General features: G+C 69.6%; 8 protein-coding genes and 2 pseudogenes. 4 read left to right on the top strand and 6 right to left on the bottom strand.

All coding sequences use genetic code 11. The annotated features are described in order from the left end of the window. Positions 1–56: 56 nt before the first annotated feature. A pseudogene (locus ACH5AF_RS01180) lies at positions 57–620 on the bottom strand (aminopeptidase); the annotation flags it as partial. Between the two features lie 193 nt (positions 621–813). Here ACH5AF_RS01180 and ACH5AF_RS01175 point away from each other — a divergent pair. After that, positions 814–2,721: a zinc ribbon domain-containing protein gene (locus ACH5AF_RS01175; protein ID WP_398899196.1), complete on the top strand. Its 1,908-nt coding sequence runs from the start codon at positions 814–816 to the stop codon at positions 2,719–2,721. A 5-nt stretch (positions 2,722–2,726) separates the two neighbouring features. Here the strand turns inward: ACH5AF_RS01175 and ACH5AF_RS01170 are convergent. Next, positions 2,727–2,855 (bottom strand): annotated as a pseudogene (locus ACH5AF_RS01170) (hypothetical protein); the annotation flags it as partial. Between the two features lie 127 nt (positions 2,856–2,982). Between ACH5AF_RS01170 and ACH5AF_RS01165 the strand changes: the two are divergent. The 3 genes from ACH5AF_RS01165 (at position 2,983) to ACH5AF_RS01155 (ending at position 4,406) form a co-directional block, all read left to right on the top strand. Continuing rightward, complete coding sequence (locus tag ACH5AF_RS01165; RefSeq protein WP_398899195.1) at positions 2,983–3,363, top strand: hypothetical protein; 381 nt, start codon at positions 2,983–2,985, stop codon at positions 3,361–3,363. Positions 3,364–3,533: 170 nt separating this feature from the next. Further along, complete coding sequence (locus ACH5AF_RS01160) at positions 3,534–3,989, top strand: hypothetical protein (RefSeq protein WP_398899194.1); 456 nt, start codon at positions 3,534–3,536, stop codon at positions 3,987–3,989. Positions 3,990–4,013: 24 nt separating this feature from the next. Next, positions 4,014–4,406, top strand: a complete 393-nt coding sequence (locus ACH5AF_RS01155) for a hypothetical protein (protein WP_398899193.1) — start codon at positions 4,014–4,016, stop codon at positions 4,404–4,406. A 528-nt stretch (positions 4,407–4,934) separates the two neighbouring features. On the opposite strand, the gene ACH5AF_RS01150 is transcribed toward ACH5AF_RS01155, so the two are convergent. From ACH5AF_RS01150 to ACH5AF_RS01135, 4 genes are all read right to left on the bottom strand, one after another. Further along, complete coding sequence (locus ACH5AF_RS01150) at positions 4,935–6,371, bottom strand: S28 family serine protease (RefSeq protein WP_398899192.1); 1,437 nt, start codon at positions 6,369–6,371, stop codon at positions 4,935–4,937. A gap of 113 nt (positions 6,372–6,484) precedes the next feature. After that, positions 6,485–6,946: a hypothetical protein gene (locus ACH5AF_RS01145; protein WP_398899191.1), complete on the bottom strand. Its 462-nt coding sequence runs from the start codon at positions 6,944–6,946 to the stop codon at positions 6,485–6,487. Positions 6,947–7,000: 54 nt separating this feature from the next. Continuing rightward, positions 7,001–7,546, bottom strand: coding sequence for a hypothetical protein (locus ACH5AF_RS01140; protein ID WP_398899190.1), 546 nt, complete (start codon positions 7,544–7,546; stop codon positions 7,001–7,003). Positions 7,547–7,789: 243 nt separating this feature from the next. Beyond that, on the bottom strand, positions 7,790–11,596 hold the full coding sequence (locus tag ACH5AF_RS01135) for an ABC transporter ATP-binding protein (protein WP_398899189.1): 3,807 nt from the start codon (positions 11,594–11,596) through the stop codon (positions 7,790–7,792). Positions 11,597–11,741 lie beyond the last annotated feature (145 nt).

Raw genomic sequence — 11,741 nt, 5'->3', positions numbered from 1 at the left:
GCGCGAAGGGGCTGTGTCCGCCGTACCGCGGACACAGCCCCAGGGGCTGGCTCATGTCACGGACGAAGCGTCCGCTCCATGTCCCGCTTGTCGAGCCCAGCGTCCGGCTTCGCGAGCGGCCTGGCCTTCGCCGGGTCCTCCTGGACGGCGGCCGGGGCGACGCCTGCCCACCTCAGGATGGTGGCGGTGGCATCTGTCTTCTGGCCGGCGGGCAGCGCTTCGACATCCGCGCCGTGGTTGGCATCCGGCGCGGTGTAGACGTAGGCGTCCCGCACGCCCTTGCCGAGACGGAACGGCTCCGCGCTCCACGGGTCGTTCTGGCCGTTGACGAACATCATCCGCTGCGCGTTGTGACGCACCCAGGAGTCGATGTCACTCATCACCCACGGCTTGAACCGCATCAGGATGTCCCGCGGCACGAAGTTCCGCGGCGGCTGGTAGCCGTAGCGGCTCAGGCCGTCCAGGTGCGGCTGCTCGATGTCGGGCGAACCGAGCTCTGTACCCGCCTGGTAGTAGTACGGCGTGTAGGTCGAAAGCCCCTGGTCCGCGTAGGCGGCGAAGCCCGAGATCGAGTCGATGCTGTCCCAGATCTGCTGGTCCGTGGCGGTGGCCGCGGCCGGGGCCGTCCCGGGTCTTGTCCGGTGCGGGCGTCGGATGTGAGTGCGGGGATCGAATGCGTGACCTTTCATCAGGGGTGTCGTTGGTCGGATGACAGTGCCGGGGCGACGGGGGTGGGCATTGAGCCGGAAGGTGCCGCTCGCCGAGGGCGAGACGTCTCGCACCGCGTGCGCCCGTGGTGTCCTGCGTACCGGTATGGATGAGAGGACCGGCGAAGTCCTCACCGCGTCTGTACTGGCGGAGCGTGTGGGCTGGGCTGCCACTCTGGTGTCCGGCATGGTCGCTGATCTGCTGGCCGCGCACTGGAACGCCGCCGATGTGGATGTACTGGCCTCGGGCGAGGACGGAGGGGGTCGGAAGCTGCCAGCGAACGCGTGGATGGCGCTGCGCCGCCTGGGCTGGGCCGCCGCCCCGGCCGAGGGGGTCCGCGTCAACGACCGCATTGTTCGCATGGCCCAGGAACACGTCGGTCGCGTACTGCGCTCCGCGCAATGGCGTGTCTGCCTGACCGCTGGAGTCCTCGCGACGTGGCCCACTGATCCGGCAAAGCGCACTGCACAGGAGTGGGACGCGGTACGCGCAGCGGTGCCCGGCGGGCAGCATCTGCCGTCCAGCGTCATCACGTCCCGCACCCGGCAGATCACCGCGTTCGCCAGGAAGCATGGACGGCTGCCAGTCGATGTGTTCGAACTGGAGACCGCGCCCGGCGCAGCGCGGATGCTGCTGCTGGCGGCCTGCGACGGGCAGCAGGCCGTCATCGAACGGCACGAGAGCGATCCGCGCCGGGCGCTGCTGCGCTTGCAACTCCCCACCCGCCGCGACCCGCAGTCGTACAAAGACTGGACGTGGGTGGCCTGCCCCATTATGTTGCCGCCCACCATCCCCGGATGTGCGGTGCTGCACCTGCCCACCCTGCGTCTGCGTCATGGCCGGGTGCGGGCCGATCTGGCCTACACCCACGCCGTCCCGAAGACGCAGCGCACGGGGCACACGGTCGCGCTCGGTGTGGACTGGGGACTCAATACCCTCCTAGCCGCCGGGGCAGTCCGGCTCCACGGCGACGGGCGAATCACCGCCCTCGGCGCCGGGGGCATGTTCCGTGCTGCCGGTGTGCTGGCCAAGCAGCACCGGCTGCGCCGCCTGTTCGAGCACCTGCACGTGAAGACCGACCACTACCACCGGCTCACCGGCGGCAACGATCGGCGTCCGCTGCTCGCCAAGCACCAGGTGCTGGCCGACGAGATGCGCCGCATCTCCGCGCGCCGCTCGAACCTCAACGACGCCCTGGCGTGGTCCGCCGCACGCTGGGCCGTCGACCAGGCCGTCGCCGCCGGGGCGACTGTCATCTACGTTGAAGACCTGCGCTCCATGGAAGCGCGGGGCATGGGCCGCACCCACAACACACGCATGTCTCAGCAGGTACGTGGGCAGATCGTCGACCGGATACGGCACCTCGCCACCGAGGTGGGTATCGCCGTCGTCACCGTTCCGGCCCGCAACACGTCCAGACTCTGCCCCCAGTGCCTCACTCCGCTGCGACACCGCAAGGCACCCGACCGGCCCGCCACACCGGGCTGGAAATGGGCACTCTGCCCGTCCTGCCGATGGCAGGGCGACCGCGACAGCGGGGCGTGGAAACGCATTGCCGCACGCGGCCTGGCCCACCAGGCGAAGACCATGACCGACCGCGGCACCGGCTCCGCGGTCATCCGCAGTGTGGTGAACAGACTCGAAGCAGGCGCGGTCATCACCCCGACACCGCCCGCGCCGAAGACCAGCCGGAAAGACCGGTCAAAGACCGGACCCACCCGGCCACGAACCAAACGCCCCGCGCCCAGGCGACGCAGGGCACCCTCCCCCCTTGGGCCGCAAGGCCCGGCGGGCAAGCGTCCGGAGGGACACGTACCAACGGGCCGCAACCGACTGCCCCGCGCAGCCCACCGGCACCAGGGCGTGACGACGATCAGCACACCCACCACTGGCCGGCACCGGCCGCAAGGAGCAGCACTGGGCGCAGGTTTCCACCTGCACGCCCACGCCGCCCCGCCACGATGGGCAGAACCCGCGCCAGACACCACGTCTTGCATGGGATCACTTAGCTGATCAGAGACGCTGTACTGCCAGAACGCCCACATGTAGTCGAGGACGACAGCCTCGAAGGCGCGGTCAAGGCCGCCGACGGTGTCGAACGTGAGCTTGTTGTCCGCTGCGTACTTCTCGTACACGGCCTTCAGCGGCTCAGGGGGCATCCGCACTCCGTCCAGTATCTCGATCCGACATCTACGACTGGATCAAGGATTCAGGATGCTGGGGGCTACGCCCGGGCCGGTGACCGCATGCGTGTGCCGCTGCTAATGTCCGCGCATGAGACACACAGTCACAGCCGTGCTCATAGCTGTTGTTGCGACGCTCGCAGCGTGTGCCCCTTCAGAAACCGAGGGGACTTCGATTCCTCGGCCGCACGTGGCCGCCGGTATCGATGGCGAGTCTCTGAGTGAAGGGGAGCGCCGCTACCTGGACGACGTCCTGGAGAAGGCCCCGGGTAGCAAGTCCGGTGCGGGATGGAGGGCAGAGGTCATCTCAGGGACGAAGGCCGATCTTGACATGACGTTCGACGGCGAGCGACTGACCTTTTGCAAAGGCGCCCCGCGACGCGATCAAGACTCCCTAATCGCACAAATGGGGCGAGACGAAGGGACGTTCACGTTCGTCCGCCAGGAGGCTGCACGCGAACACCTGTGCTAACTGAATCCCTTTCGCTCAAGTTGTCGATTCATTGATCGAGACATGCCATGCTGTGTCGTCCGCGATCACGCGACCAGGGTGGGGACTTCACTTTGATGACAGACACAGCAAGACGGACAAGACGAATACGAGGAGGCCTTCGTGGACTCCTGGCACTGGCCTCAGCGCTTATGTTCACGCTTGTCACCGCCACCAGTGCGAACGCTCACTACGTCTACGAACACGTAGAGACGTGGTCGAACACTGACAGCTCTAAGTGTGTGTACGTGCGGTCCGAGGTCTCCCACGGAAGCCGCGGAGGCTATACGCAATCGAGGGTGCTTGCCGCCGACGACTGGGGTCCCACACTCACATGCATCTGGCCGTGGGAGCGCCCTGCTGGCTACCTCGCCACGAGGTACTCCTACTACAAGAAGACGTCATCAGGCTGGAGCCTGTGTCGCTCAATCGGCTGGAAGTACAACACCTCCACGTCAAACGTGCTCAGGGCCTCCAGGGATTTCGGCGTCTATCCACCGTGCGGCGGAGGTTACTACGCCACCAGGGCGTGGGGCTCTGTCTACTACTCCGGAGAATGGCGCGGCACAGACAGCGTCTGGTCCGGATCCCACTACATCGAGCCGTAATCATAGCCGGGGAGGAAGCACGCCATGAAGAGAGCCCACATTATCGTCGTCGCAGCAGTGGCAGCAGCGCTGTTGACGACAGGAACGCTGACCGCCACGGCAACCGACACCCCTCCGCCTCCGCCGCAACCCGAGTGGGTCACCACCGACGGAACGGTTGACGAGACCATGCTGCCCAGCCAGATGCCAGTCATCGGACCGGACGGCGAAGCTCTCGTGGACTCCAGCGGCAACCCGGTCATGGTCGATCCCCGCACTGTGGAGCCTGATTACTATCCCGACCCGCGCTGCCCGCGGTGCCCCGCCGAGCCGCCTCCCAGCCCCGATGATGGCGACCAACACAGCGTCGCAACCGACGAGGAGGGGAACACCGAGGAGATCATAGATGTCGGTGACGACACTATCACCGTCCCCTGACAACACATGAGGATCCTCCGTCGGGACCTGAGCAGTCCCGGCGGAGGCCCGTCGGCGGCCGTAGGAGCCGGCGGCGTAGCAGGCACGCTGATCGGGATTCCATCCCGGACCGCGTACTGGGGGAAGTGGTACGCCGCTTCGGCCCGGCATCCGGCAACGAGCCCAAGCTGAAAGATCCGTTCGGCCGCTACATCATCACCACCTTCGTGAAGGGCCACCAGGGCACCAACGTGGGCCCGTACGAGGCCGCTCGCCACATCCCCAACATCTCGGGCCACGATGCCGGAGCGGCGGCGGCACGGCCAACGCGACCACCGCAGCGAGATGGGCTGGGCCTTGTGCATTCACCCTCCCCTGGAGATCTCCCCTTGAGATCAAGCGGTCGCGGGTGAAACTAGCCGGGCGAATACCCGGACCGCCAGCGCCTGTTTCCCCTTACAGGCCACGAGTAGTCGATCGGCGGCCGAGGGGAAGGAGCGGGGCTGTGTCCGCCGCGGTCCGCGAACACAGCCCCGTGCGTTCGGGGCGTTACGGGACTTCCGGGAGCAGAGTGCGCTCCGCGTCCCGCTTGTCGAGCCCAGCGTCCGGCTTCGCGAGCGGCCTGGCCTTCGCCGGGTCCTCCTGGACGGCGGCCGGGGCGACGCCTGCCCACCTCAGGATGGTGGCGGTGGCATCTGTCTTCTGGCCGGCGGGCAGCGCTTCGACATCCGCGCCGTGGTTGGCATCCGGCGCGGTGTAGACGTAGGCGTCCCGCACGCCCTTGCCGAGACGGAACGGCTCCGCGCTCCACGGGTCGTTCTGGCCGTTGACGAACATCATCCGCTGCGCGTTGTGACGCACCCAGGAGTCGATGTCACTCATCACCCACGGCTTGAACCGCATCAGGATGTCCCGCGGCACGAAGTTCCGCGGCGGCTGGTAGCCGTAGCGGCTCAGGCCGTCCAGGTGCGGCTGCTCGATGTCGGGCGAACCGAGCTCTGTACCCGCCTGGTAGTAGTACGGCGTGTACCGGGCGAGCCCCTGGTCCGTGGGGGACTTGAACTCGACGATCTTGTCGAGACTCTCAAAGAGCTCCTGGTCGGTCACGGTCTCAGCGTCCGGGATCGAGCCGCAGTCAGAGAGCGTGCTGTACTGCCAGAAAACCCACACGTAGTCGAGCACCACGGCCTCGAAGGCGCGGTCCAGGCCGCCGACGGTGTCGAAGGTGTAGCCCTTGTCCGCCGCGAGCTGCTCGTACATCGCTTCCAGCGGCTCACGGCGCACCAGTGCCTCGCGCTGCACCGCGTTCAGCCTGTCGCGGCACTCCTTGGTGCCGACGTTCTCGAAGAAGCGGTCGTACGCGCTGTCCTCGTTGTTGACCACGTCGTTGGGGGCGACGTAGGCGACGACACCATCCATGTCGCGCGGGTAGTGGCGCTCGTAGTACGTGGCGGTCATGCCGCCCTTGGAGGCGCCGGTGGACAGCCACTTCTTGGTGTAGATCTTCTTCAGCTCGGCGAAGACCCGGTGCTGGTCGCTGGCGGCCTGCCAGATGTCCAGCTTCGACCAGTCCGCCGGAGCGGGCCGCGACGGCGTGAAGAAGCGGTATTCCAGGGAGACCTGGTTTCCGTCGATGATGGTCGTCGGCTCACTGCGGCGCGGCGTGGTGGACACGTTGTAGCCGGAGGTGAAGAAGACGGTGGGGCGGCTGGTGTCCTTGTGCAGCAGCGTGATCCGCTGCTTGAAGGTGCCCTTGTCGGGGTGCCGGTGGTCGACCGGCTGTGTGTAGTTGAGGACGAGGAACCGGTAACCCGGGTACGGCTTCTCCTCGATGAGACTCATGCCCGGAATCGCCAGGATCCGGTCCTTGATGTCCGTGCCGGCCGTCGGCTCGGCGGCGGTTGCCGCACCGGCCGTCGCTCCGGCCGCGCTCACGGTGCCTATGAGCACCACGAGCGACAGCAGCCATCTGAGCGCCTTGTGCATTGACCCTCCCCTGAAGATCTCCCCTTGAGATCAAACGGTCGCCGTGAACCTAGCCGGGCCAACGGCAGGGCCGCCACCCCCAGTTGGCAAGGCGTCAGTTTTCGCGGGGGTGCTCAGCACAGGATCCAGCCGGTCGAGCGGGAGGTGCCGGCGACCGAACCGGTGGCCTTCACGCAGCGGCCGCGCGGCCGCACGGTGACCGGCCCCGCCTGGCGGGTGAACAGCCCGCTGTCCGTCTCCGGATGGCGGCCGCGCACCTGGAGCGAGACGGACATGGACCGCCGGGGGCCGGGGCTCCTCGCGAGGGTGACGGCGCAGACCTGCTGCCCGCTCTGGTAGACCCTCAGCTGCCCGGTGACAAAGGAGACGGACTTCGCCAGCCGCCCGGCGCACGGCGCCGCCGCCTCCGCGCGCTCCAGGCCGGGGCCCGCCAGCGCGAGGGCGGACGCGGCCGTCAGCACGGCGAGCGCACGGGCGAGTGCCCGGCCCACGCGATTCCTGCGCTTGTTCCCCACCCCGTCGCCCACGTCCGCTCCCCACTGCCCCTGCTCCGTACAGGCGTACGACGCACGCACGGCGGAATTGGTTGCGAGGCGCCCGCGCGGGCCGCCGATCCCACGCCGCGTGGACTACTGCGTGCGGGCCGCCCGGCGGCGCATCGTGACGACGACGCCGACGCCCGCGACCACAGCCGCTGCCGCTGCCGCGCCGACGGCGACGGGTAGGGCGGAGCCGGAGCCGGTGGAGGCCGGGGTGCCGCCGGTTGTGGCCGATCCGGTGCTGCCGCCCGTCGACGAGGTGGAACCGCCGGTCGAGGTGGAGCCGGTGCTGCCACCCGTGGAGGAACCGCCCGCGCCGCTGGAGCCGGCCGTCGCGGAGCCGCCGCCCGTCGCGGAGCCGCCGCTGCCACCGGAGCCGCCGGATCCGCCCGTGGACGAGCCACCGCCCGATGTCCCGTCCGCCGCCTCGACGACGATCTCGGTGTACTCGCACTCCGACTTGGAGTGACTCGGCGACTCGTCGGCCGCGGACATGTCGTAGCGCACGCAGTTGGAGGGCAGCTCGGCGTGCGAGAGGCCCTGAGTGACGGTGTACGAGAGCCAGACCTTGTCCAGCGCCTCGGTGCCCTCGTTCCGGAAGGTGGCAGGAAGCTCGAAGCCGCTGCCGGGCTTCACCCCTCGACGGGTGCGATCGGCCCCAGGACGAGTCCCTTGCCTTCCTCCGCGGCGGCGGGCACGGAATCGAGGGCGATCAGGGCGACGGCGTTCACCGCGCCGCGGCACGGCGGCGGGCATGGGAGGTGGGCATGTGGCCCCCTCTGCACAAGAGGGTGAACGGAAACGAACGCGTTGCTGAACGCGTTCCCCGTACGCCAGACAGCCGCCCGCACCCGAAAGGTACGCACCCCGCGCCCTCCGTCACACGGCCGCCGGCTCGTCCTCCCCTATGAACGTGCGCCACAGGGCGGCGTAGTGGCCGTCGCGCGCCAGGAGTTCGTCATGGGTGCCGTCCTCGGCGACCCGTCCGTGGTCCATCACCACGACACGGTCCGCGCGGGCCGCGGTGGTGAGCCGGTGCGCGACCACCAGCGTGGTGCGCCGGCCGGTCAACCGGTCGGTGGCCTGGTTGACCTGCGCCTCGGTCGCCAGGTCCAGGGCGGCGGTCGCCTCGTCGAGCAGCAGCACATCGGGGTCGACGAGCTCGGCGCGGGCGAGGGCGATCAGCTGGCGCTGTCCGGCCGAGAGGTTGCGCCCGCGCTCGGAGACCTCGTGGAGGTAGCCGCCCTCGAGAGTGGCGATCATGTCGTGCGCGCCGACGGCCCGGGCCGCGGCCTCCACCTCGGCGTCGCTCGCGCCTGGGCGGCCGTAGGCGATGGCGTCGCGGACCGTGCCGGAGAAGAGGTACGCCTCCTGGGGGACGACGCCGAGCCGGTGCCGGTAGCCGGTCAGGTCCAGCTCGCGCAGGTCCACGCCTCCCGAAGAACCGTCGGCCCGGGCGGGCCCCCCTTCGTGGGAGGAGCCCTTGAGAGTGACGGTGATCCGGCCGTCGGTCGGGTCGTAGAACCGGGCCACCAGCTTGACCAGCGTGGACTTGCCCGCGCCGGTCTCGCCGACGAAGGCGACGGTCTGCCCGGCCGGGATGCGCAGGTCGATGCCGGTGAGTGCCTCCTCCTCGTCCCCGTACGAGAAGGACACGTTCTCGAAGGCGATGTCGCCGCGCAGTTCCCGCACCTCGCGCGGCTGCCGCACGGCCGCCGTCGACGTGGGCTCGCGGAGCAACTCCTGTACCCGGCCGAGCGACACGGTGGCCTGCTGGTAGCCGTCGAAGACCTGCGAGAGCTGCTGTACGGGCGCGAAGAAGAGGTCGATGTACAGGAGGTAGGCGACGAGCGCACCCGTGGTGAGGGTCCCGGCCTCCACCCGCCCCGCGCCGACGATCAGCACGGCCGCGGCCGCCACGGAGGCCAGCAGCTGGACGAAGGGGAAATAGACCGAGATCAGCCACTGGCCGCGGACACGGGCCTGGCGGTAACTGTCGCTGCGGGCCGTGAAGTCCGCCACGCCGTCGCGCTCCCGCCGGAACGCCTGCACGATCCGCAGCCCGGACACGGACTCCTGGAGGTCGGCGTTGACGACGCTGATGCGCTCGCGGGCCAGCTCGTACGCCTGCACGCTCTTCCGGCGGAAGAAGTACGTGCCGACGATCAGGACCGGCAGGGTGGCGAAGACGACCAGCGCCAGCTGCACGTCGATGACGACGAGCGCGACCATGATGCCGAAGAAGGTGACCACCGAGACGAACGCGGTGACCAGTCCCGTCTGGAGGAACGTGGACAAGGCGTCCACGTCCGTCGTCATCCGGGTCATGATCCGGCCGGTCAGCTCACGCTCGTAGTAGTCCAGGCCGAGCCGCTGGAGCTGCGCGAAGATCTTCAGGCGCAGGGCGTACAGGACCCGCTCGCCGGTGCGGCCGGTCATGCGGATCTCGCCGGTCTGGGCGGCCCACTGCACGACGACGGTGCCGAGCGCGAGGAGGGATGCCGTCCACACCGCGCCGAGCGCGACCTGTTCGACGCCCTCGTCGATGCCGTGCCGGATCAGCACGGGCAGCAGCAGGCCCATGCCCGCGTCGACGGCGACGAGCAGCAGGCTGACCAGCAGGGGCCGGCCGAAGCCGCGCAGGATGGCGCGGAGCCGGCCACCCTCCCCGGAGCGGGCGTCGGCCGGTTCGGACCGCACCGCCCGTGCCTCGTCGATGTCGGGTGTGTCCGTGGCCGGGGGCAGTGCCTCGACCTGGGCGAGCAGTTCGGGAGTGGCGCTTGCGTCCTCCCTGGCCTCCCTGGCTTCCTCGGCCCGTTCGTCGCGCACCCACAGCCTGCGGGTGATGCCCCGCTCGGCGTCGAACTCCGCGTCCAGTTCGTCCCGCACAGTGCGGTCCTCGTCCGGCTCGGGCAGGGCTTGCGGAAGCACGTGGCCGGGCGAGACGCCGCCGAGCTCGTCGGGGTCGGTCAGCAGCCGGCGGTAGAGCGCGGAGCGCCCCTGGAGCTCCTCGTGCGTGCCGATGTCGGCGAGCCGGCCGCCGTCCAGGACGGCGATCCGGTCGGCGAGGCCCAGAGTGGAGCGGCGGTGGGCGATGAGCAGGGTCGTCCGGCCCGCCATGACCTGCCGCAGCGCTTCGTGGATCTCGTGCTCCACGCGGGCGTCGACGGCGGAGGTGGCGTCGTCGAGGAGGAGCAGGCGCGGGTCGGTGAGGATCGCGCGGGCCAGCGCGATGCGCTGGCGCTGGCCGCCCGAGAGGGTCAGTCCGTGCTCGCCGACCTTGGTGTCGTAGCCGTCGGGCAGCTCGGCGATGAACCGGTCGGCCTGGGCGGCGCGGGCGGCCCGGTCGATCTCGTCCTGCGTCGCGTCCGGCTTCCCGTACGCGATGTTCGCGCGGACGGTGTCGGAGAACAGGAAGCTGTCCTCGGGCACGATTCCGATGGCGGCCCGCAGCGAGTCCAAGGTCAGCTCGCGCACGTCGTGGCCGCCGACGAGGACGGCGCCGCGCGTGACGTCGTAGAAGCGCGGCAGCAGGAGCGAGACGGTGGACTTGCCGCTGCCGGACGCCCCGACGACCGCGACGGTCTCGCCGGGCCGGATCTCCAGCGAGAAGCCGTCCAGGACCGGCCTGCCGTCCGTGTAGGCGAAGCTCACGTCGTCGAACTCGACGCTCGCCCCGGCGTCCGCCGGCAGCTCCTTCGTGCCCTCGCTCAGGGACGGCCGGGTGTCGATGAGCTCCAGCACCCGCTCCACACCGGCCCGCGCCTGCTGACCGACGGTGAGCACCATGGCCAGCATCCGGACCGGTCCGACGAGCTGCGCGAGGTACGTCGAGAAGGCGACGAACGTGCCGAGCGTGATCTCGCCCTTCGTCGCCAGCCACCCGCCGACCGCGAGGATGGCCACCTGGCCGAGCGCCGGGACGGCCTGCAGGGCCGGCGTGTACCGCGCGTTGAGCCGGATCGTCCGCAGCCTGCCCGCGAACAGCTTCCGGCTCGCCTCGCGCAGCTTCCCGGTCTCCTGGTCCTCCTGCCCGAACCCCTTCACGACCCGCACGCCCGACACCGCCCCGTCGACGACTCCGGCGACGGACCCGGCCTGGCTCTGCGCGTACCAGGTGGCCGGATGGAGCCGCGTACGGCTGCGCCTGGCGATGATCCACAGGGCGGGGGCGACGGCGAGGGCGATCAGGGTGAGCGGCAGGGACAGCCACGCCATGATGGCCAGGGAGATCGCGAACAGCAGGAAGTTGCCGATGGTCATCGGCAGCATGAAGAGCAGGCCCTGGATGAGCTGGAGGTCGCTGGTCGCCCGTCCGACGACCTGGCCGGTCGACAGCTCGTCCTGGCGCCGCCCGTCGAGCCGGGTGATCGTGCCGTACATCTCGGTGCGCAGGTCGTGCTGGACGTCGAGCGCGAGCCGGCCGCCGTAGTAGCGGCGGATGTAGGTGAGGACGTACACGGCGACGGCCGCGGCGATCAGCAGACCGGTCCACACGGCGAGCGACCGGTTCTTCGCCCCGATGACGTCGTCGATGACGACCTTGGTGATGAGCGGTACGAGCGCCATGACGGCCATGCCGCCGAGCGAGGACCCGAGCGCGAGCACCACGTTGCGCCGGTAACGCCAGGCGTAACCGGCCAGACGCCGCGCCCAGCCGTCCTCTTTTCGAGCCGCCGCAGCCACCTGGGCCTCCCCGTCCGCACTCGGATCCCGCTGATCCCGACGATCTGATCTTCCGGAAGGCACCAACGCGGACCGGAACGGATTTCATCCCTCCGCAACAAATCCCCGTCTCTGGTCCTAGGTCCGACGGGATGCGGGACGGGCG

The organism is Streptomyces sp. NPDC018833, from assembly GCF_044390825.1.
GTDB lineage: Bacteria > Actinomycetota > Actinomycetes > Streptomycetales > Streptomycetaceae > Streptomyces.
Note: the sequence above shows the minus strand (reverse complement) of the source record. Positions and strands in the feature narration are given on the sequence as shown.

Excerpts from the sequence above, each read along its gene's own strand:
- ACH5AF_RS01175 (WP_398899196.1), top strand. The coding sequence starts at position 814 with ATGGATGAGAGGACCGGCGAAGTCCTCACCGCGTCTGTACTGGCGGAG.
- ACH5AF_RS01165 (WP_398899195.1), top strand. The coding sequence starts at position 2,983 with ATGAGACACACAGTCACAGCCGTGCTCATAGCTGTTGTTGCGACGCTC.
- ACH5AF_RS01160 (WP_398899194.1), top strand. The coding sequence starts at position 3,534 with ATGTTCACGCTTGTCACCGCCACCAGTGCGAACGCTCACTACGTCTAC.
- ACH5AF_RS01155 (WP_398899193.1), top strand. The coding sequence starts at position 4,014 with ATGAAGAGAGCCCACATTATCGTCGTCGCAGCAGTGGCAGCAGCGCTG.
- ACH5AF_RS01150 (WP_398899192.1), bottom strand. The coding sequence starts at position 6,371 with ATGCACAAGGCGCTCAGATGGCTGCTGTCGCTCGTGGTGCTCATAGGC.